At 71.0% G+C, this 20,567-nt stretch carries 23 protein-coding genes; 19 read left to right on the forward strand and 4 right to left on the reverse strand.

From position 1 onward, the window contains the following. Window positions 1–419 precede the first annotated feature (419 nt). On the forward strand, window positions 420–893 hold the full coding sequence (locus OKJ99_RS27050; RefSeq protein ID WP_326020185.1) for a C40 family peptidase: 474 nt from the start codon (window positions 420–422) through the stop codon (window positions 891–893). Between the two features lie 48 nt (window positions 894–941). Next, window positions 942–1,415 (forward strand): DUF6328 family protein, encoded by a 474-nt coding sequence (locus OKJ99_RS27055; RefSeq protein WP_326020187.1) that lies wholly within the window; start codon window positions 942–944, stop codon window positions 1,413–1,415. Here the strand turns inward: OKJ99_RS27055 and OKJ99_RS27060 are convergent. Further along, a complete protein-coding gene (locus OKJ99_RS27060; protein WP_326020188.1) occupies window positions 1,396–1,836 on the reverse strand; it encodes an ATP-binding protein in 441 nt (146 codons plus the stop codon). The two genes, OKJ99_RS27055 and OKJ99_RS27060, sit on opposite strands and share 20 nt — an antisense overlap. 284 nt (window positions 1,837–2,120) lie before the next feature. On the opposite strand from OKJ99_RS27060, the gene OKJ99_RS27065 reads away from it, so the two are divergent. Together OKJ99_RS27065 and OKJ99_RS27070 are read left to right on the forward strand one after the other, a co-directional pair. After that, the gene (locus tag OKJ99_RS27065) at window positions 2,121–2,972 is read left to right on the forward strand and encodes a helix-turn-helix domain-containing protein (protein WP_326020190.1); all 852 of its coding nucleotides are present in this window, start codon (window positions 2,121–2,123) and stop codon (window positions 2,970–2,972) included. 50 nt (window positions 2,973–3,022) lie between these two features. Beyond that, a complete protein-coding gene (locus OKJ99_RS27070; RefSeq protein WP_326020192.1) occupies window positions 3,023–3,232 on the forward strand; it encodes a DUF397 domain-containing protein in 210 nt (69 codons plus the stop codon). On the opposite strand, the gene OKJ99_RS27075 is transcribed toward OKJ99_RS27070, so the two are convergent. Continuing rightward, the gene (locus OKJ99_RS27075) at window positions 3,216–4,385 is read right to left on the reverse strand and encodes an 8-amino-7-oxononanoate synthase (RefSeq protein ID WP_326020194.1); all 1,170 of its coding nucleotides are present in this window, start codon (window positions 4,383–4,385) and stop codon (window positions 3,216–3,218) included. The genes OKJ99_RS27070 and OKJ99_RS27075 overlap by 17 nt on opposite strands. A gap of 169 nt (window positions 4,386–4,554) precedes the next feature. Here OKJ99_RS27075 and bioB point away from each other — a divergent pair, with 169 nt between their 5' ends. From bioB to OKJ99_RS27095, 4 genes are all read left to right on the forward strand, one after another. After that, a complete protein-coding gene (bioB, locus tag OKJ99_RS27080; RefSeq protein WP_326020196.1) occupies window positions 4,555–5,709 on the forward strand; it encodes a biotin synthase BioB in 1,155 nt (384 codons plus the stop codon). Beyond that, complete coding sequence (locus tag OKJ99_RS27085) at window positions 5,702–7,000, forward strand: adenosylmethionine--8-amino-7-oxononanoate transaminase (RefSeq protein ID WP_326020198.1); 1,299 nt, start codon at window positions 5,702–5,704, stop codon at window positions 6,998–7,000. Before bioB ends, OKJ99_RS27085 begins: the two co-directional genes overlap by 8 nt. Before the next feature lie 8 nt (window positions 7,001–7,008). After that, window positions 7,009–7,755, forward strand: coding sequence for a dethiobiotin synthase (gene bioD / locus OKJ99_RS27090; RefSeq protein ID WP_326020200.1), 747 nt, complete (start codon window positions 7,009–7,011; stop codon window positions 7,753–7,755). A 123-nt stretch (window positions 7,756–7,878) separates the two neighbouring features. Continuing rightward, window positions 7,879–8,577, forward strand: a complete 699-nt coding sequence (locus OKJ99_RS27095; protein WP_326020202.1) for a class I SAM-dependent methyltransferase — start codon at window positions 7,879–7,881, stop codon at window positions 8,575–8,577. 18 nt (window positions 8,578–8,595) lie between these two features. Here the strand turns inward: OKJ99_RS27095 and OKJ99_RS27100 are convergent, their stop codons facing one another. Beyond that, entirely contained in the window at window positions 8,596–8,934 is a 339-nt protein-coding gene (locus OKJ99_RS27100) for a fic family toxin-antitoxin system, toxin component (protein ID WP_326020251.1), read from the reverse strand. A gap of 61 nt (window positions 8,935–8,995) precedes the next feature. After that, window positions 8,996–9,235, reverse strand: a complete 240-nt coding sequence (locus OKJ99_RS27105; RefSeq protein WP_326020203.1) for a toxin-antitoxin system HicB family antitoxin — start codon at window positions 9,233–9,235, stop codon at window positions 8,996–8,998. A gap of 141 nt (window positions 9,236–9,376) precedes the next feature. Here OKJ99_RS27105 and OKJ99_RS27110 point away from each other — a divergent pair, with 141 nt between their 5' ends. Genes OKJ99_RS27110 through OKJ99_RS27160 form a run of 11 tightly spaced genes read left to right on the forward strand, consistent with a single transcriptional unit; the run spans window position 9,377 to window position 20,557 of the window. Then, window positions 9,377–10,624, forward strand: coding sequence for a sigma-70 family RNA polymerase sigma factor (locus tag OKJ99_RS27110; RefSeq protein ID WP_326020205.1), 1,248 nt, complete (start codon window positions 9,377–9,379; stop codon window positions 10,622–10,624). Further along, window positions 10,549–11,481, forward strand: coding sequence for an ABC transporter ATP-binding protein (locus OKJ99_RS27115; RefSeq protein ID WP_326020206.1), 933 nt, complete (start codon window positions 10,549–10,551; stop codon window positions 11,479–11,481). The genes OKJ99_RS27110 and OKJ99_RS27115 overlap by 76 nt, the downstream gene beginning before the upstream one ends. Further along, the gene (locus tag OKJ99_RS27120; RefSeq protein WP_326020208.1) at window positions 11,478–12,248 is read left to right on the forward strand and encodes an MlaE family ABC transporter permease; all 771 of its coding nucleotides are present in this window, start codon (window positions 11,478–11,480) and stop codon (window positions 12,246–12,248) included. Before OKJ99_RS27115 ends, OKJ99_RS27120 begins: the two co-directional genes overlap by 4 nt. Window positions 12,249–12,251: 3 nt before the next feature. After that, a complete protein-coding gene (locus tag OKJ99_RS27125) occupies window positions 12,252–13,085 on the forward strand; it encodes an MlaE family ABC transporter permease (RefSeq protein ID WP_326020210.1) in 834 nt (277 codons plus the stop codon). Then, entirely contained in the window at window positions 13,082–14,353 is a 1,272-nt protein-coding gene (locus OKJ99_RS27130; protein ID WP_326020212.1) for an MCE family protein, read from the forward strand. The genes OKJ99_RS27125 and OKJ99_RS27130 overlap by 4 nt, the downstream gene beginning before the upstream one ends. Then, window positions 14,350–15,477 carry an MCE family protein gene (locus OKJ99_RS27135; RefSeq protein WP_407700771.1) on the forward strand — a complete coding sequence of 376 codons (1,128 nt, stop codon included), beginning with the start codon at window positions 14,350–14,352 and terminating at the stop codon, window positions 15,475–15,477. The genes OKJ99_RS27130 and OKJ99_RS27135 overlap by 4 nt, the downstream gene beginning before the upstream one ends. After that, the gene (locus tag OKJ99_RS27140) at window positions 15,474–16,484 is read left to right on the forward strand and encodes an MCE family protein (RefSeq protein ID WP_326020214.1); all 1,011 of its coding nucleotides are present in this window, start codon (window positions 15,474–15,476) and stop codon (window positions 16,482–16,484) included. Before OKJ99_RS27135 ends, OKJ99_RS27140 begins: the two co-directional genes overlap by 4 nt. After that, window positions 16,481–17,635 (forward strand): MCE family protein, encoded by a 1,155-nt coding sequence (locus OKJ99_RS27145; RefSeq protein WP_326020215.1) that lies wholly within the window; start codon window positions 16,481–16,483, stop codon window positions 17,633–17,635. The genes OKJ99_RS27140 and OKJ99_RS27145 overlap by 4 nt, the downstream gene beginning before the upstream one ends. Continuing rightward, entirely contained in the window at window positions 17,632–18,789 is a 1,158-nt protein-coding gene (locus tag OKJ99_RS27150; protein WP_326020217.1) for an MCE family protein, read from the forward strand. Before OKJ99_RS27145 ends, OKJ99_RS27150 begins: the two co-directional genes overlap by 4 nt. Continuing rightward, entirely contained in the window at window positions 18,786–20,069 is a 1,284-nt protein-coding gene (locus OKJ99_RS27155; RefSeq protein WP_326020219.1) for an MlaD family protein, read from the forward strand. The genes OKJ99_RS27150 and OKJ99_RS27155 overlap by 4 nt, the downstream gene beginning before the upstream one ends. Continuing rightward, a complete protein-coding gene (locus OKJ99_RS27160; RefSeq protein ID WP_326020220.1) occupies window positions 20,066–20,557 on the forward strand; it encodes a hypothetical protein in 492 nt (163 codons plus the stop codon). The genes OKJ99_RS27155 and OKJ99_RS27160 overlap by 4 nt, the downstream gene beginning before the upstream one ends. Window positions 20,558–20,567: the final 10 nt, after the last annotated feature.

Raw genomic sequence — 20,567 nt, forward strand, 5'->3', positions numbered from 1 at the left:
TAGGCCGCTGCCGGAATCCGGCGTTCCGTCGCTGGTGCGGGGCTCGTCGGGTGTCGGCGGTCGGGGGCGAAAGCCGCACCGTCCACCCGAACGGGTCAAGCGTGACGAGCCTCACTTACCGCCGGTTCAACTCGGTTTTCGCCTCCGCAGTGCGTGAAGATCCGTTGCGACGACAAGCCCCCGCCACCGCGGCGGGGCGGTCCGCACGGACGCCGAGTCCTGCCGCCGTGCGGATGCCAGGTCGACAGGAGTGCATCGGCAGGAGTGGAGGACCCGAGCACGACGGGCCCCCGCCGCGCCTCGTCAGAGGCCGCGCCGGACGGTCCTTGGGGTGAAGCCGCAGCATGCGGCCGGGCAACTTCGCCGGCCCGAACCCGACAGGTCATCCTTCACAGGCGCCAGCTGACGAAGGGTTGCGCATGACTGCGCTGAATCGTGTTCCGTCGCTGCTGACCCGGGCGGGTACCGCTTCCGCCCTCTGCATCGCCGTCGCCGGCGCGGGACTCATGGTCCCGGGCGCCGCTTCCGAGGCATCAGCGGCCACGGCATCCGTCAAGGCACTGCACGTCGCCGCGTCCAAGAAGGGTGCACCGTACAAGTGGGGCGCCACCGGGCCGCACCGGTTCGACTGCTCGGGCCTCACGCTCTACTCGTTCAAGCGCGCGGGCAAGAAGCTGCCGCGCACGGCGGCCCAGCAGTACAACAGGACCCGGCATGTCTCCAGGTCCCATCGCACACGCGGTGACCTGGTGTTCTTCCGCTCCGGCAGGAGCATCTACCACGTCGGCATCTACGCCGGTAAGGGCCGCATCTGGCACTCCCCGAAGACCGGTTCCGTGGTGCGTCTCGAGCGGATCTGGACGAACAGCGTGCTGTACGGCCGGGTGCGGTGAGCCGCAGCGCTCGCGCTTGAGCATGCCGCGAGCGGATACTCGGAGGAGATGAACGAGCGCAACGAGACGCCGTTGGAACGCGCCGATCGGAACTTCGGAGAACTCCTTCAGGAGCTCCGGGTCACCCAGACCGGCGTGCAGTTCCTCTTCGCGTTCTTGTTGACCCTGGCGTTCACGCCGCGCTTCCCGTCGCTCGACACGGTTCAACGAGCCACGTATGTCACGACGTTGCTCCTGACGGTCATCGCGGCCGCGCTGTTCACGGCGCCGGCCGCGGTGCACCGGATGTTGTTCCAACTGGGCGCGAAGCGGCTGATCGTACGGGTGTCCTCGCGGCTCGCCGCGTACGGGATGGCGGCGCTGGTGCTGGCGCTGACCGGGTCCGTGCTGCTCGTGGTCGATGTGACGGTCGGCAGGGGCGGCGGGATCGCGGCGGGCGCGGGGGCGTTCTGCGTCCTCACGGGCCTGTGGGGGCTGCTGCCGTGGCTGCTGCGGCGAGCGGTCAGCAGGCGGGACGACTGACCGGGACCACCCAGGGCAGCGTGATCAACACCGTCTTGCCGCCCTCGGGGGTCGGCCGCACCGTCAGCGTGCCGCCGTACTCCGCGGTGAGGCAGCGGATGATGACCATGCCCCGGCCGTTGTCCTGCTGGACCGCGGCCGGCAGCCGCTTGGGGTAGCGGGGGTGACTGTCGGTGACGCCGATGCGCAGCCGTTCGTCGCGCTCCAGCTCCATGTCGACGGTGAACGTGGGTGACTGCCCGAGGGTGTGCTGCACCGCGTTCGTCGCGAGTTCGGACACGATCAGGCGGACGGTGTCCGCCTCGTCGCTCCCCGGCGCCATCCCCCACTCCGTGAGAACGGAGGCGACATACCTGCGGGCGGCCGAGACCGAGGCGGGATCGCTCGGCAGCGTGACGGATGCTTCCTGGTGGTCTGCCATGGCGACGTGTCCCTTTCCCGCCGAGGTGGCTCGTCCGGCCTCACGGATCGCTCGCGCGGGGCCCCCGGCAACTGCTTCGCGCCAGATTGCCACTTGGACGTACCACCGTGGTGCCGATCCCCCAAGATATGCATATATCTGTCGCTCGATGCGGTGAACTCTGCCACGGTGGACCGTATTTGGGCCGAGGTGCGCTCCGTCCTCTACCGTCGGCTCAGACACGCGCCCCGTGCGGGCCGGGAGCGAGTCCGGCCGGGTGGCGCGAGGAGCCCGAGGAGTCCTCCATGAAATACGGTCCCGCGGTACGCCGCCGCAAGCTCGGAGCCGAATTGCGGACGCTGCGCGTCCAGGCCGGCCTCACGAGCGGGGAGACGGCCCGGCTCGTCGGCTGGCACCAGTCGAAGGTCAGCAGGATCGAGACAGGGCGCAGCGGCGTGAAGCCTTCGGACGTGCTGCGGCTGCTCGACGCCTTCGAGGCCCGCGATCCCCGCCTGCGCGAACTGGTGATCGCGTTGGCCGGAGGGGACGAGGCGGGCGGGCACCACTGGTGGCACGCGTACCGGGGTCTGCTGCCGCCCGCGTACCGCGACTTCATCAGCCTGGAGTCCCAGGCGTGTCGCATCAGGACCCTGGAGACGAGCGTCGTACCGGGACTCCTGCAGACACCCGAGTACGCGCACGCGGTGACACGTTCGGTATTGAACGGGGCGTCGGACCAGCACATCGACGCGCTGGTGGAGGTGCGGCTCGCGCGTCAGGACGTGCTGCGCGCCGAGCCGCCGCTGCGGCTCACCGCCGTGCTCGACGAGGCCGTGCTGCGCAGGGAGGTGGGCGGGAGCGGAGTGCTGCGGCGGCAGTTGGCACATCTGGCCGAGGCGGCATCAATGCCGCATGTCCGGATCCATGTGCTTCCGTTCTCGACGGGTGGCCATATCGGCTTGACTGGACCTTTCGTTGTGTTCTCATTTCCGAACACATCTGATCTGGATGTGGTTGTTCTCGACCATTTGACGAGTAGCCTCTACCTCGAACGGAAAGAAGACCTCAAGGCGTACACAGACGCCTTCGACGCTCTTCTGCTCCACGCCAGGTCACCCGAGGATTCACTGGAATTCATCGCAGAGATTGCCGGGTAAGCGAGGACGCCGACACCTCGTCGTGCGCCGGCACCGCGTGAGGAGGCACCATGGCCATTGCCCGCAGTACGTCGCTGAGCGGCGTCCGATGGCGGCGCAGCAGCCGCAGCACCGGCGCCAACAACTGTGTGGAAACAGCCCCGTTGAGGACGAGCGCGATGGGCGGCCTGCTGGCCGTCCGCGACTCCAAGCGCACCACAGGGCCCGCGCTCCTGTTCACGTCCGCGACATGGCGGGCGTTCGTCAACTCCCTGCGGTAGACGCACCGTTGGGAGCGGTGCGGCTGATCACCCGGACGGCCCCGGCGACCTCGGTCTCCGTGAGGTCGGCGCGGGCGGTCAGCCGCAGCCGCGCGATCCCGTCGGGAACGGAAGGCGGCCGGAAGCACCCCACCGAGAGACCCGCGTCCCGGCAGTCCGCCGCCCAGCGGACCGCCGCATCGGGCGAGGGAGCACGCACGGAGACGACCGCGGCGTCGGGACGGACAGCCAACAAGCCGTCCTTCAGCAGTAGTTGATGCAGGGACGTCGCCACGTCCCGTGCGCGCGCCGCGCGTTCGGGCTCGCGGCGCAACAGCCGCAGCGCCGCGAGGGCCGAGCCGCACGCGGCAGGGGCGAGACCCGTGTCGAAGATGAAGGTGCGGGCCGCGTTGACGAGATGGTCGATGACATGGGCCGGGCCGAGCACCGCGCCGCCCTGACTGCCGAGCGACTTGGAGAGGGTGACGCTGACGACGGTGTCGGCCGTGCCCGCGAGTCCGGCCGCGTACGGAACGCCGCGCCCGCCGGGGCCCACGACGCCGAGCCCGTGCGCGTCATCGATGATCAACCCTGCCCCGAACTCCCTTGCCACCTGCGCCAGTTCACCGACCGGGGCCCGATCGCCGTCCACCGAGAAGACCGAGTCGGTGACGACGACGGCCGGTCCCTCATGCGTGCCGAGTGCCTTGCGGACGGCTTCCGGGTCCGCGTGCGGGGCCACCTGGGTGGCGCCCCGCGCGAGCCGGCATCCGTCGATCAGCGAGGCGTGGTTGCCCGCGTCGGACACGATCAGTGAGCCGTGCGGGGCGAGCGCAGTGACGGCCGCGAGATTCGCCGCGTACCCGGAGGAGAACACGAGGGCCGCCTCGAAACCGCAGAACTCCGCCAGCTCCCACTCCAGTTGGGCATGCAGCTCGGTGCTGCCCGTCACCAGACGGGACCCGGTGGCCCCGCCGCCCCACCGGCGCGCCGCCTCGGCCGCGCCCTCGACGACCTCGGGGTGCCGGGCGAGGCCCAGGTAGTCATTGCTCGCGAGGTCGAGCACCGGGCTGTCCGCGGGGCGCGGGCGCAGCGTGCGGACGAGTCCCGCCGCCTCGCGGGCGCGCCGCTGCGCGCCGATCCAGCCGAACGCGGATGTGTGGGGCGTGGCCATGGGTCCCTCTGCGAGTCCGGCAATGGGTGAGCGGTGCTTTGTAGGTAATGCACAGACACTAGCGCCCACGCCACTCGGGCAGGGTGTGGCAATACCCACACGACGTACGCCGTCCTTTGTAGAGACTCTCCTTTCCCCGGGACCACGGGATAGGTAAGGATCAGGGCCCATGGACCTGCTGAACACGCTGGTGGACAAGGGGCTTCGGCGCGAACTGCCGAGCCGTGAAGAGGCGCTCGCGGTACTCGCGACGTCGGACGACGAATTGCTCGACGTGGTGGCCGCGGCCGGCAAGGTGCGCCGCCAATGGTTCGGGCGGCGGGTGAAACTCAACTATCTGGTGAACCTCAAGTCGGGCCTGTGCCCGGAGGACTGCTCGTACTGCTCGCAACGCCTCGGTTCGAAGGCGGAGATCCTCAAGTACACGTGGCTGAAGCCCGACGAGGCCTCGAAGGCGGCGGCCGCCGGGGTCGCGGGCGGCGCCAAGCGGGTGTGCCTGGTGGCGAGCGGGCGCGGACCGACGGACAAGGACGTGGACCGGGTCGCACGCACCATCGACGCGATCAAGTCCGAGAACGAGGGCGTGGAGGTGTGCGCCTGCCTCGGTCTGCTCGGCGAGGGACAGGCGGAGCGGCTGCGCGGCGCGGGAGCCGACGCGTACAACCACAACCTCAACACCTCCGAGGCGACGTACGCCGACATCACCACGACACACACGTACGCGGACCGCGTCGACACCGTGAAGAAGGCCCACGAGGCGGGTCTTTCCGCCTGCTCGGGACTGATCGCGGGCATGGGCGAGAGCGACGTGGACCTGGTCGACGTCGTCTACGGGCTGCGCGAACTCGACCCCGATTCGGTGCCGGTGAACTTCCTCATCCCGTTCGAGGGGACACCGCTGGCCAAGGAGTGGAACCTGACGCCGCAGCGGTGTCTGCGGATCCTGGCCATGGTGCGGTTCGTGTGCCCGGACGTGGAGGTGCGGATCGCGGGCGGCCGCGAGGTGCATCTGCGCTCGATGCAGCCGCTCGCGCTGCACATCGCCAACTCCATCTTCCTGGGCGACTACTTGACGAGCGAGGGCCAGGCCGGGAAGACCGACCTGGACATGATCGCGGACGCCGGTTTCGAGGTGGAGGGCACCGACCGGGTGACGCTGCCGGAGCACCGGGCCGGGGGTGGATGCGGTTCGACCTGTGCGCCTTCGCCCGAGACCGGAACCGAGGCAGCTACCAAGGCAGCTACCGAGGTCGAGGGGGCGCGTACCGATCTCGTCGCCGTACGTCGCCGGGGTGCGGGGACGGACGTCGCGCCCAATGCCTGAACTGAACCTCGATGAACTGCTCGACCTGGACCGGCGCCACGTCTGGCACCCGTACGGTCCGATGCCCGGCACGCAGCGGCCCCTGGTCGTCGAGTCGGCGGCCGGGGTGCGGCTGCGGGTCGCGGGGCACGGCGAACTGGTGGACGGGATGTCGTCGTGGTGGTCGGCGATCCACGGCTACGGACACCCGGTGCTCGACGAGGCGGCGCGCGGCCAGTTGGGGCGGATGAGCCATGTGATGTTCGGTGGCCTGACGCACGAGCCGGCGGTACGGCTCGTGGAACGCCTTGTCGACATGTCACCGGAGGGACTGGAGCATGTCTTCCTCGCCGATTCGGGATCCGTGTCGGTCGAGGTCGCCCTGAAGATGTGTCTGCAGTACTGGCGCTCCCTCGGCCGCCCCGAGAAGCGGCGCATGCTGACGTGGCGCGGCGGCTACCACGGTGACACCTGGCAGCCGATGTCCGTGTGCGACCCGGAGGGCGGGATGCACGGACTGTGGGCGGGTGTGCTCCAGGAGCAGATCTTCGTGGACGAGCCGCCGAGCGGCTTCGACGCGTACGACGAGTCGTACGCGGAGCAGCTGCGGGAGGCGATCGCGCGGCACGCGCACGAGGTGGCGGCCGTGATCGTGGAGCCGGTGGTGCAGGGCGCGGGCGGGATGCGCTTCCACTCCCCCGCGTATCTGCGGGTGCTGCGGGAGGCGTGCGACGCGCACGACGTGCTGCTGGTGTTCGACGAGATCGCCACGGGGTTCGGGCGCACCGGTGAGCTGTTCGCGGCAGGGCACGCGGGGGTGTCGCCCGATGTGATGTGCGTCGGCAAGGCGTTGACCGGCGGCTATCTGACGATGGCGGCGACGTTGTGCACGGCGCGGGTCGCCGAGGGGATCTCGCGCGGCGAGGTGCCGGTGCTCGCGCACGGGCCCACGTTCATGGGGAACCCGCTGGCGTCGGCGATCGCCTGCGCGTCGATCGATCTGCTGCTGTCGCAGGACTGGCGCGGTGAGGTGAAGCGGATCGGGGCGGGGCTGAGTGATGCCCTGTCAGAAGCGCACGAGATTCCCGGGGTTCGGGATGTGCGCGTCCTCGGCGCCATCGGCGTCGTCCAGCTCGACCGCGAGGTCGACATGGCCGCGGCGACGCGGGCTGCGGTCGCGGAGGGTGTGTGGCTGCGGCCGTTCCGGGACCTCGTCTACACGATGCCGCCGTACGTCACGAACGACGAGGACGTGGCACGGATCGGTCGCGCGGTGTGCGCGGTCGCCGCCGCTGCCACAGGGAAAGGGTGAGTGCCGGGATGGGTGTGCTGGTGGTGACCGGGACCGGGACCGAGGTCGGCAAGACCGTGACGACGGCCGCGCTGGCGGCCGTCGCGGCGCGGTCCGGGCGTTCGGTGGCCGTGCTCAAACCGGCGCAGACGGGCGTCGCGCCCGGGGAGCCGGGGGACGTGGACGAGGTGGTGCGGCTCGCGGGGGACGCGGTGACGGGGGTCGAGCTGGCGCGGTATCCGGAGCCGCTCGCGCCCGGGACGGCGGCGGCGCGGGCCGGGCTCGCGCCCGTGCGGCCGTGGCACGTCGCGGACGCCGTCGAGAAGTTGGCGGCGTCGCACGACCTCGTGCTGGTCGAGGGGGCGGGCGGGCTGCTGGTGCGCTTCGACGCGGAGGGGGCGACGTTGGCGGATGTGGCGGGCTCGATCGGGGCGCCGGTCCTCGTGGTCGCGGCGGCGGGGCTCGGGACGTTGAACTCCGTGCAGTTGACGGGTGAGGCGTTGCGGTCGCGCGGCCTTCGCCAGGCGGGTGTCGTCATCGGCAGCTGGCCCGGCGACCCGGGGCTCGCGGAGCGCTGCAATGTGGCGGACCTGCCGGTGGTGGCGGGGGCGGAGCTGCTGGGCGCGGTGCCCGCGGGGGCCGGGGCGATGCCACCGGAGGTGTTCCGGGCCGGGGCCGGGGGGTGGCTCGCGCCGTCCCTGGGCGGGGCGTGGGACGCCGAGTCGTTCGCGCGGCGCGAGTGTCCCGAGGCGTTTCCGGTGCCGACGCCTTCGTGAGGGGTGCGCGGCACCGGGGGCCGCCTGCCCGCCTTCCCGGCCTTGCCCAGGGGTCCGCACCCGCGTGCGCGGGCAAGAAGGAAGGTGAGGGGGCGGCCACCGCCACCCGGAGGAGGCGCCATCGTGGGCAAGGCACTGGCACGGTCAGCCGGTAGGGCGGCGCGGCGCGGGGACGCCGTGCACCACCCCGTGTTCGCGCGGTACTACGCGCAGGCCATCGAGCGCGCCGAGCCCGTCATGGCACCCCTGCGCAGCGAGCTCGTCGCCGGGCTCTCCGGGCGCGTACTGGAGATCGGCGCCGGGACCGGCATCGGCTTCGGGCACTACCCGACCACCGTCTCCGAGGTCGTCGCCATCGAACCCGAGCGCACCCTGCGCCGGATCGCCGTCGACGCGGCGCAGCGCGTGGACGTGCCGGTCGACGTGGTGCCGGGCGCCGCGGAGGCGCTGCCCGTGAAGAGCGAGGCGTACGACGCCGTGGTGCTCAGCACCGTGCTGTGCAGCGTACGGAACGTGGAACGCGCGCTCGGCGAGGTGCGGCGCGTGCTGCGTCCGGGCGGCGAGGTGCGCTTCTTCGAACATGTGCGGGCTCCGGGGCGCGGCATGCGCCTCGTGCAGGGCGCCCTCGACCGGACCGTCTGGCCCCTGTGCCTCGGCGGCTGCCACCTGCGGCGGGACGCCCTCGGTTCGCTGCGCGCGGCCGGCTTCGAGCTCGGCGCCCACCGCGCCCTGACCGTGCCGGAGCAGGGGCCGCGCCTGCCGACGTCGTACTGCGTCCTGGGCACGGCCAGGCGCCCCGCGCAGCCCGAGGACCAGTCGTAGCCGCCGCGGCTCCAGGCCTCACAAGCACCAGGTGCGGAGTTCCTTCTCGATGTCGTCGATCGTTGCCGTGCCCGTCTTCACCAGGCGCGCCAGGTCGCGGATCTGCTCGGGCGACGTGACGATCTTCAGCCCGCTGGCGACGAGGTACGCGTAGGCGACGGCCGTCGCGTACATCGCGTTCGAGCGCTCCAACGCCGGTACGTGGATGAGGAGTTGGAGGAGCGACGCGGCGCGCGCGTGCGGCGAGTCGTAGACCGGCACGTCGAATATCGCGGCCCGGTGGCGGGCGACGGCGCTCACGAGGGCGCCCCAGTCGGTGACCTGCGGATCGCCGGGGGTCTTCTGCTCCGCGACCATCAGCAGCCAGGCGAGGTCGATGGTGAGATGCGGCGGTTCGTTCAGCGGCTCGTGCGACGGTTCACTCAACGGGACGGCGCCGGCCTTCGGTGTCCGTGCCGAACTCCTCGGCGAACACCGACTCGTACTGCTTCATGAAGTCGGCGGCGGCGTCGACGAACGTCCGCCCCTGCTCGCCCGCGTCACGCCGCACCAGGTCCTCGATGTACCGGTTCACACTCACCCCTTGGGCGAGCGCGCGCTCCCGGGCGGCGCGGGCTGTGCCCTCTTCCACCCTGACGTTCAGCTGCGTCTTGGCCATACCTCCACGCTAGCGCCGTCGTGCTAGCACCGGCAAGGCACGGACGTTCGATCGTCTGTGCCTCTCCCCACCTTTGATCTCCGGCTGTACTCTCGCGGGCCGGACGGGACAGGACCGGCGGATGAGCGCGAAGGGGCCCTCATGCCGATGGACAGGCCGGACACACCGAATGCCGCCGCGGCCACGGGCCGCGGCACGTACCCCGAGCGCTGGCTGCGCGTGTGGAGCCACCGCGAGGACCTGCTCAGGGTCGCCCGGCGCAGATCCATGTCGCCGGAGGACGCCGAGGACGCGGTGCACGAGGCGATGCTGCGCGCGGCGGAGCGGCCCGGCCTGGACGACGAGCGGCTCGGCGGGTGGCTCACGACGGTGACGATGCGGCTGTGCGTCGACCGGCACCGGCAGGTCACGCGGGAGGCCGAGGTGCATCGCAGCCCGACGCTGACGGTCCCGGGCCCCGTGCCCGTCGACGAGGCCGTCTGCGACCGGGACGAGGCGCGCTGGCTGGCGGCCCGCAGCGCCCAGCTGCCCGAGCGCCAGGCCGAGGCGCTGCGGCTGAAGTCCGAGGGCCTCGACGTGGGCGAGGTCGCCCAGCGGATGCGGCTCGGCTACCGGACCGTCGAATCGCTGCTCGCGCGGGCCCGGCGCACCTTGCGCCACACCCTGGCGGGGACGCTGGGGCTCGCCGCGCTCCTGTGGGGCCGCGGAAAGCTCCTCGCGAGCGGTCCCGCGCAGGCCGTGGCGGTGTCCTCGGCGACGGCGGGCCTGGTGGTGGCGGGGTTCGTGGTGCCGGACGCCGGCGGGCGGGTCGCCCCACCGGCCGCCGGGCCACGGGTGGCCGAGGCACCCACGGGATACGTACGGCCCGTGCGCGATCCCTCCGCACTCCCTCGCGTCCGCGAGACGCAGGTCGCACACCACGGGGCCGCTACGCCGCCCGGACGCACGCTTCCGAGTCCGCGTCCGAGTCCCCGTTCCACCGAGGAGGCCCCTCTGCAAGGGCTGCCGACCGTGGCGCTGCCGGCGCTTGCCCTGCCGGCGGTGACACTGCACTCCGTTTCGGTACTGGGAGTGTCGGTGCCGGGCGTGACGGTGTCGCTGCCCGCGCCTCCGCCCACGCCACGGGACTCCGCCCCGGACCCCGCCGGGTCTCGTCCGGAAGCGGGGTTCGATGGGCGGAACCCGCCGCCGGCCACGCCTGCCCCGCGGCTTGACGAGCCTCGAAAAAAGTTCCCCTCCGCCGCGACGGACCGGCCCCGCCTCCCCGTAGAGCAGGTGTCAGAAGTGCGTCAGCACGGCCGGAGGGGGACCGGATGGGTGCCGAGATCCGTGTGGAAGGACTTGCCAAGTCCTTCGGCCGGCAAGTGGTCTGGCGCGATGTCTCGCTGACGCTGCCCGCCGGTGAGATCTCGGTGCTGCTCGGCCCTTCGGGGACCGGCAAGTCGGTCTTTCTGAAGACGCTCGTCGGGCTGCTGAAGCCGGACCGCGGCTCGGTGAGCGTCGCGGGGCGCGACATCACGCGGCTGCGCGAGCACGAACTGTACGACGTGCGGCGGATGTTCGGCGTGATGTTCCAGGACGGCGCCCTGTTCGGCTCGATGAGTCTCTTCGACAACATCGCGTTCCCGGTGCGCGAGCACACCCACAAGTCCGAGGCCGAGATCCGGCGCATGGTCATGGAGAAGGTCGACATGGTCGGGCTGCTCGGCGCCGAGGAGAAGCTGCCCGGCGAGATCTCCGGCGGGATGCGCAAGCGGGCGGGGCTCGCGCGGGCGCTGATGATGGATCCGCAGATCGTGCTGTGCGACGAGCCGGACTCCGGACTCGACCCCGTACGGGTCGCCTACATCAGCCAGTTGATCGTCGACCTGAACGCGCGGACAGGCGCGACCTTCCTGATCGTCACGCACGACATCGCCTCGGCCCGCACCGTCCCCGACAACATCGGTCTCCTCTTCCGACGCGAGCTCGTCCTGTTCGGCCCCCGCGAGCAGCTGCTGACCAGCGACGAGGCCGTCGTGCGGCAGTTTCTCGACGGTCGCACCGAGGGCCCGATCGGGATGGCGGAGGAGAAGGACGCCGCGCTCGTCGAGGAGGAACTGGCCCGGCTCACAGACGCGTCCTCCGAGGTCCGCACCCCTCCCCCGCGTCTCCTTCCGGGCCCCGGCATCACCAGACCGCCCCGCTGGGAGGAGATCGCGCGCCGCCAGGCCCCTTCGCCCGCACACCAGGAGGCGGACGCATGAGCCTGTCTCCGACGGCCGGGCTTCGGCACGCGGGCAGCCTCTTCGCGCTCGCCCTCGACGTCCTGCGGATGCTGCCCAAACGCCCCTTCCAGGCACGGGAGTTCATCCAGCAGGCCTGGTTCATCGCGAGCGTCACCATCGTGCCGACGGCCCTCGTGTCCATCCCGTTCGGCGCGGTCATCGCCCTGCAGATCGGCAGCCTGACCCGGCAGCTCGGCGCACAGTCCTTCGCGGGCGCCGCCTCCGTCCTCGCGGTGCTCCGGGAGGCCTCGCCGATCGTGACGGCGCTGCTCATCGCGGGCGCGGGCGGGACGGCGATCTGCGCGGACCTCGGGGCGCGGAAGATCCGCGAGGAGATCGACGCGATGCGGGTGCTCGGCATCGACCCGGTGCACCGCCTCGTCGTGCCGCGCGTACTCGCGTCGATGGTCGTCGCCGTGCTGCTCAACGGACTGGTGTCGGTGGTCGGCATCGTCGGCGGCTACGCGTTCAACGTCCTTCTGCAGAACGGCACTCCGGGCGCCTACCTGGCCTCGTTCACCACGCTCGCGCAGATCTCGGACCTGTGGGCGGCGGAGGTCAAGGCGCTGGTGTTCGGCGCGATCGCCGCGGTCGTCGCCTCGTACAAGGGACTCACCGCCAGAGGCGGCCCGAAGGGGGTGGGTGACGCGGTGAACCAGTCCGTGGTCATCACGTTCATGCTGCTGTTCGTCACGAACTTCGTGATGACCGCGGTGTACTTCCAGGCCGTCCCGCAGCGGGGATAGCCGATGCGCCCGCCCCTCGCCAGAGCACTCGTCGCCCGCCCGCTCCGCGCACTGGAGGACCTCGGCGCCCAACTCTCCTTCTACGGACGGTCATTGGCGTGGACGCCCCGCACCCTGCGCCGCTACAAGAAGGAGATCCTGCGGCTGCTCGCCGAGGTGAGCTTCGGGCGTGGCGCGCTCGCCGTGATCGGCGGCACCGTCGGCGTCATCGCGTTCCTGTCGTTCTTCACCGGCACGGAGGTGGGCCTCCAGGGCTACGCGGCGCTGCAACAGCTCGGCACATCGAACTTCGTGGCGTTCCTGTCCGCGTACTTCAACACCCGTGAGATCGCCCCGCTGGTGGCCGGGCTCGCCCTGTCCGCGACCGTGGGCGCCGGGTTCACCGCGCAGCTCGGCGCGATGCGGATCAACGAGGAGACGGACGCCCTCGAAGTGATGGGCATCCCCTCGCTGCCCTACCTGGTGACGACGCGGATGATCGCCGGGTTCGTCGCGGTGATCCCGCTGTACGTGATCGGGCTGCTGTCCTCGTACCTCGCCGCCCGCACCATCACCACCTTCTACTACGGGCAGTCGGCGGGCACGTACGACCAGTACTTCCACCAGTACCTGCCGCCGGTCGACGTGCTGTGGTCCTTCGGGAAGGTGCTGGTCTTCGCCGTCGTGATCATCCTGGTGCACTGCTTCTATGGCTACTACGCGCGCGGGGGCCCGGCGGGGGTCGGGGTCGCGGTGGGGCGGGCGGTGCGGACGTCGATCGTGGCGATCAACGTCGTCGACTTCTTCCTGTCGCTCGCGATCTGGGGCGCCACCACGACCGTACGGATCGCGGGGTGAGCGGCGTGAGAGGGGCGAAGGCGATTCAACTGCGGTTGTACGGGGTGGTGTTCATCGTCGTACTCGGCCTGCTGGTCACCCTGTCCGTGGCCGTCTACGAGCAGAAGTTCACCCCTGTCGTACGGATCACCCTCGAAGCCGACTCCACCGGCAACCAGCTCGACGAGCGGGCCGACGTCAAGCTGCGCGGTGTGCTCGTCGGCGAGGTGCGGTCCGTGCGCGCGGACGGGGCGAAGGCGACGCTCGACCTCGCGCTGAAGCCGGGGCACGTCGCCTCGATCCCCGCTGACGTGCACGCGCGGCTGCTGCCCAAGACGCTGTTCGGCGAGAAGTTCGTCGACCTGATCGCACCCGCGCACACCGCGGGCCGCGCCATCCGCGCCGGGGACGTCATCACCCAGGACCGCACCCGCGTGGGCACCGAGGTGCAGCAACTCCTCGACGATCTGCTGCCGTTGCTGCGTGCCGTGCAGCCCGCCAAGCTGAACGCCACGCTCAGCGCGTTCGCCGGCGCGCTCGAAGGACGCGGCGACAGGATCGGGGACAACCTCACGCGGGTCGCCGACTATCTGGGCGAGCTCAACCCGCATCTGCCGGACCTCACCGAGGACATCGCACGGCTCGCCGAGGTCGCCGATGTGTACGGGGACGCGGCGCCCGACCTCCTGGACACCTTGCGCAACACCGTCACCACCAGCCGGACGCTGGTCGAGAAGCGGGACCGGCTCGCGTCCGCGCTCGCCTCGACGACCGGCGTCGCGGGCACGGCCGACGACGTCCTGCGGAAGAACGGCGAGCGCCTCATCACCGTCAACCGGGTCGCCCGCCCCACCCTCGCCCTGCTCTCCCGCTACTCGCCCGTGTACCCGTGCTTCTTCGAAGGCATGGTGCGCCAGGACCAACTGTCCCAGGAGGTGTTCAAGGGCGGCCGGATGCACATCACGCTGGAGGTCGTCCAGCCTCAACAGCCGTACCGGCCGGGCGAGGAGCCCCGATACGGCGCCCGTTCGGGGCCCGACTGCCACGGCCTGCCGCACCCCGAGGTGCCCTCGCCCGGCGTGCGGCACGACGACGGGTCGAAGCACGGTTCGCCCGGCCTGCCGCTCTCCCCGGACGGCCCGGCCGACGCCTCCGCGACGCGCGCCGAGCAGCACACCGTCGGCGCGCTCGTGGCGCCCGTCCTCGATGTACCGGCCGATGACGTGCCGCCGGTCGCGACGCTGCTGTTCGGGCCGCTCGCGCGGGGGACGGGGGTGAGCGTCGCATGAACCCTCTGCGTCGTACCGGGCGCCTGAGTCGCACCGGGCGCCTGAGTTGCACCGGGCGCCCGCGTCGCACCGGCCGCCTGCGGGCCTCCCCCGCCCGCCGGGCCACAGGACCACTCGTCAAGTTCGGCCTCTTCGCGCTGGTGACCATCCTGGCGACGGCCCTGCTCGCCGCCACCATCGTGAACATCTCCGGCACGGACAAGGACACGTACCACGCGGTGTTCAGCGATGTGACGGGCCTGGAGGAGGGCGACGACGTGCGGGTCGCGGGGGTGCGGGTCGGTCAGGTTCACCACATAGGGGTCGCCCGCATCAAGGACAGGACCCTCGCGGAGGTCACCTTCACCGTCACCGCCGAGCGTCCGCTGCTGCGCAGCACGGGCGCCGTCATCCACTACCGGAACCTGGTCGGGCAGCGGTACGTGGCGCTGACCGAGGGCGCGGGCGACCGCGCGCGCCTGGCGCCCGACGGCACGATCCCGCTGTCCCGTACGCAGCCCGCCCTGGACCTGAACACCCTGCTCAACGGCTTCAAGCCGCTGTTCGCCGCGCTCAGCCCCAGGGACGTCAACCAGCTCGCCACGGAGATCATCAAGACGCTCCAGGGCGAGGGCGGCACCGTCAACAGCCTGCTCGTGCACACGGCCTCGCTCACCACGACGCTGGCGGGCCGCGACAAGCTGATCGGCTCGGTCATCGACAACCTGAACACGGTCCTGGAGACGCTCGACAAGCGCGGCGCCCGCTTCGCCGGACTGCTCAAGCAGCTGCGCCGGGTGGTGTCGGGCCTGGCCGCCGACCGCAAACCGATCGGGGAATCGCTGGTGGGCATCGGCGACCTGACCGGGGCCACGTCGGGTCTGCTCAAGGACGCCCGGCCGCCCCTCAAGGACGACATCGCGGGCCTCGGCCGGCTCACCGGGACGCTCGACGACAACGAGAAGACCGTGGAGGGCGTCCTGCGAAGGCTGCCGAACAAGCTCAACAAGCTGACGGGGACGGCGAGTTACGGCTCGTGGTTCAACTTCTACCTCTGCGACTTCGACGGCCGCGTCGTGCTGCCGAAGACGAAACAGGTCCTGACGCCGAAGGTGCACATCGCGAGGGCGAGGTGCGGCTCATGAAGCGGCTTACTCTCCCTCGTGGGCCGCGCACCCCGTTCCGCGAGCGCAATCCCGTGGTGATCGGGACCGTCGGCGTCACCGTCCTCGGACTGCTCACCCTGGCCGCCTTCAACGTCAGCAGCCTGCCGCTGATCGGGGACGGCGACACGTACAGCGCCGCCGTCTCCGAGGCGGGCGGCCTCAAGCCGGGCGACGAGGTGCGGATCGCGGGCGTCAAGGTCGGCAAGGTGCGGGACGTCGACCTGGACGGCTCCCACGTCAAGGTCACCTTCGCGATCAAGGGCGCCCCGGACCTCGGCACCCGGACCGGCGCGGCGATCCGGGTGCGGACGATCCTCGGCGCCAAGTACCTCGCCCTGCGCCCCAAGGGGCCGGGGCAGTTGAAGCCGGGCAGCGAGATCCCTCTGTCGCGGACCACGGCGGCGTACGACGTCGTGGAGGCGTTCAGCGATCTGACCCGCACGACGGAACGGGTCGACACCGGCCGTCTCGCGAAGGCCCTGAACACCCTCTCCACCACCTTCGAGGACTCCCCCGCCGAGGTGCGCGCCTCCCTCAAGGGCCTGTCGAAGATCTCCCGGACGGTCGCCTCGCGCGACAAGGAGCTGCGCACGCTCCTCGGTCACGCGAACGGCGTGACCGGCGTACTCGCCGAGCACACCGACGACTTCACCACCCTCATCAAGGACGGCGACCGGCTGTTCAAGGAGATCACCGAGCGGCGCGAGGCGATCCATACGCTCCTCAAGACCTCGGCGGCGCTCGGCCTGGAGCTGTCGGGCCTGGTCAAGGACAACGAGAAGGAACTCGGGCCCACGCTCGCGAACCTGAACGGTGTGGTGCGGATGCTCGAACGCAACCAGTCGAGCCTCGACCGGGGCATCAAGGCGCTCGCCCCGTTCCTGAGGGTCTTCTCCAACACGGTGGGCAACGGGCGCTGGTTCGACGGCTACGTGCAGAACCTGGTGGCCGTGCCGGTGGCCGTGGGCAAGGGGGACGCGTCGTGAACCTTCATCACCGGTACGCGCGCCCGGCCGCGTTCCTCGTCGCCCTGGCGCTGATCGTCGCGCTCACCTACGTGCTGTGGCCGCGCCCCGGCCCCGTCCGCGTCACCGCGTACTTCCCGCGTACGGTCGGCATCCACGAGGGCTCGGACGTGCGCGTCCTCGGCGTCCGGTTCGGGAAGGTCGAATCGATCACGCCGCAGGGCGACCGGGTGCGGGTCGAACTCAGCTACGAGGCCGGTCGCAAGGTGCCCGCGGGTGCCAAGGCCGCGATCATCAACTCCTCGCTGGTGAGCGACCGTTACGTCCAGCTCCTCCCGGTCTACCGCGGTGGCCCGGTGCTGCGCAGCGGCGATGTCATCCCGGAGAAGCGGACGGCCGTGCCCGTGGAACTCGACCGGGTCTTCGACAGCCTGCACACGACCGCCGAGGCCCTCGGCCCGAAGGGGGCCAACAGAGACGGCGCCCTGTCACGGCTGCTCGGGGTGAGCGCGGACAACCTCGACGGGCAGGGCGAGAACCTCCACCGGACGGTCGAGGACCTGTCCAAGGCGGTCAGGACGCTCTCCGACGGGCGAACCGACCTGTTCGGCACGGTGCAGAACCTCCAGGTGTTCACGGCGGCCCTGGCCGCGGACGACAAGAGCGTACGGGCGTTCAACTCCAGCCTCGCGCAGGTGGCCGGGCAGCTCGCGGGCGAGCGGGAGGACCTCGCGGCGACGCTGAAGAACCTGGGCGCGGCGCTCGCCGACGTCTCCGCCTTCGTCAAGAACAACAAGAAGTCGCTCGCCTCGAACGTCGAGGGACTCAGCAAGGTGACCAAGGTGCTCGTCTCCCAACGGGCCGCCCTGGAGGAGCTGTTGGACGTCGCGCCCACTGCCCTGTCGAACCTCAACAACACCTACAACCCGACCTCCGGCACCCTCGACACGCGCCTCAACGTCGAGCAGTTGCGGGACCCGGCCTCCCTCCTGTGCTCGCTCCTGTCGACGACCGGGGAACTCGGCGTCGGCAGGAATCCGGACTGCGAGAAGCTCCGCACGCTCTTCGACTCGCTGCCGAAGGTGCCGAAGCTCCCGGAGCTTCCGCTGGGGTCCACGGGCGCGGGCACGGTGGACCGGACGCTCGGCGGGATTCTGGGGGCGAGCGGATGACCGCCGCACGGGCGGGCCGCGCGGCGGTGTGGGCCGCGGCCGGGGCGCTGCTGCTTTCGGGCTGCGAGTTCCACGGCTGGTACGACGTCCCGCTGCCCGGCGGGGCCGCCGACGACGGGCATGCCTACCGCGTCACGGTCGACTTCCGCGACGTCCTCGACCTGGTACCGCAGTCGGCGGTGAAGGCCAACAACGTCACCGTGGGCGCCGTGGAGAAGGTGGAGCTGAACGGCTGGCACGCGCGCGTGCGCCTGCGCGTGGCCGACCACGTGAAGCTGCCCGCCAACGCGGTCGCCGAACTGCGCCAGACCAGCCTGCTCGGCGAGAAGTACGTCGCGCTGTCCGCCCCCGACGACACCCCGTCCCTCGGCCGGCTCCGCGACGGCGACCGCGTCCCGCTGTCCCGCAGCGGCCGCAACCCGGAGGTCGAGGAAGTGCTCTCCGCGCTGTCGGCGCTGCTCAGCGGGGGCGGAGTGGCACAGCTCAAGACGATCACGGTGGAGCTGAACAAGGCACTGGACGGCCGGGAGAACCGTGTCAGGTCACTCCTGGAGGAGCTGAACACGTTCATCGGCACACTGGACGACCAGCGCGCCGACATCGTCCGCGCGCTGAAGGCCGTCGACCGGCTCTCGGAGCGCCTGGGCCGGGAGCGGAGGACCATCGCGCGGGCCGTCGACACACTCCCGCCCGCCCTCGATGTGCTGGCCGACCAGCGCAAGGACCTCACGAGGATGCTCACCGCGCTCTCCAAGCTCGGCAGGACCGGCACCCGGGTCATCAACGCCTCGCACGACGACACGGTCGCGAACCTCAGACAACTCCGGCCGATCCTGAGCCGGTTGAACGAGGCGGGCGACGACGTTCCCAACTCCCTTGAGGTGCTGACCACTTACCCCTTCCCACGGAACGCGACGGACGCCATCAAGGGCGACTTCGTGAACATGCACCTCACGGCGGATCTCGATCTGGAGAGCCTGTACGGGAATCTGACCGGCGGCACAAAGGGGGACTCCTCGAAGTCGAACCCGAAACCCAACCCGAACTCGAAGCCCCACCCGAATCCGAAGCCGACCCCGGATCCGAACCCGAAGCCGAAGCTCCCCGGACTCCCGGGCCTGCCCGACCTGCTGCTCCAGGGGGTCCAGCCATGATCACTCGTACGGTCAAGGCGCAGCTGATCGCCTTCGCCACGGTCACCGCGGTCGGCGTCTCGTACGTCGGCGCCGAGTACACGGGTCTTGTGGACGCCGTGCTCGGCCGGGGCTACACCGCGCGCGCCGAGTTCGCCGATTCCGGCGGCATCTTCCCCGGCGCCCAGGTGACGTATCGAGGGGTGCCAGTAGGCAAGGTCGGCGGGCTGCGGCTGACGGGCTCGGACGGTGTCTCCGTGTCGCTCGACATCGAGGACGACGCACCGCGCATCCCAGTGGACACCCTTGCGGTCGTCGCGAACCGTTCGGCGGTCGGTGAGCAGTACGTGGACCTTCAGCCGCGCAGGTCCCGGGGCCCGTACCTGCTGGACGGCAGCACCATCCCCCGCGCGCACACGCGCGTGCCGCTGCCGGCCACGGACCTCGTGCTCAGCCTGGACCGGCTGGTGAACTCGGTCGGCAAGGGTGATCTGCGGGTCACCGTCGACGAGTTGGGGAAGGCGTTCGCCGGCACGGGTCCGCATCTCGGCCGGCTCGTGGACTCGGGCGACGAGCTCGTCGACTCGGCGTCCGAGGCGCTGCCGCAGACCGTCTCGCTCGTCGAGGACGCGCGCACGGCGCTCAGGACGCAGGCCGAACAGGGCTCGTCCATCAAGTCGTTCGCCCGCGACCTGTCGAGCCTGACCGCGCAGCTGAAGTCGAGCGACGGCGATCTGCGCGGGCTGATCGACAACACACCGCCGGCGGCGCAGCAGGTCGACTCGCTGCTCAGGTCGGTCGACCCGCAGCTCTCGGTGCTGCTCGCCAATCTGATCAGCGGCGGCCAGGTCGTCCGGGCCCGGCTCCCCGGCGTGGAACAGGCCCTCGTCACCTTCCCCGGCCTGACCGCGGGCGGCCAGACCATCGCGCCGGGCGACGGCACGACACATTTCGGCCTGGCTCTGAACGTCGCCGACCCGCCCGCGTGCACCAAGGGGTACGAGGGGACGAAGTGGCGCGACCCGGCCGACACCAGCACCCGCGAGGCGAACACGAACGCCCGCTGCGCCCTCCCGCGCGGCAGCAAGTCCTCGGTGCGCGGCGCCCAGAACGCGCCGCGCGCGGCCACGTCCGACGGGAGCGGTGCCGACCAGGTGGACGCCCCGACGCCGTACGACCCGGAGTCCGGTGCGGCGACCGGACCCGACGGAGGACCCGTCGAGATCGGCTCGGCGGGCGGCCAACAGGCCGTGTTCGGAAAGGAGTCGTGGCAGTGGCTGCTCGTTGGACCCATGGCGTGAGTCCCTTGCTGAGGGGCCGGGCCGCGTGGACGGTGCTCGTGGTGGCGACGGTGCTCGCCGCCGCGCTCACGACGTCGTTCGCGCTCGGCCTGCACCGCCAGCACGAGGCGGAGCGGCAGCGCCAGGACATCCTGGCCGCGGCCCGCCAGTCCGCGCTGAACTTCACGACGCTCGACTACCGGCACTACGGGCGGGACAGCGACAACGTCCTGGACGGCGCCACCGGCGACTTCAAGCGCCAATTCGCCGCGCAGACCGCTCAGTTGACCAAGCTGGTCGCCGAGAACAAGTCGGTATCGAAGGGCCAGGTACTCGACGCCGGGCTCGTCAGGTCCGCCGCCGACTCTGCCCGTGTCCTGGTGGTCGCCGACAGCAAGGTGGCCAACAAGTCCGCGCCCAAGGGGCAGGCCCGCACCTATCGGCTGCAACTGGACCTGGTGCGCAGGGACGGGCGCTGGCTGACGTCCGACGTCGATTTCGTCGGCTGACCGCATCCGC

It is taken from the genome of Streptomyces endophyticus, from assembly GCF_035798155.1.
Taxonomy (GTDB): Bacteria; Actinomycetota; Actinomycetes; order Streptomycetales; family Streptomycetaceae; genus Streptomyces; species Streptomyces endophyticus.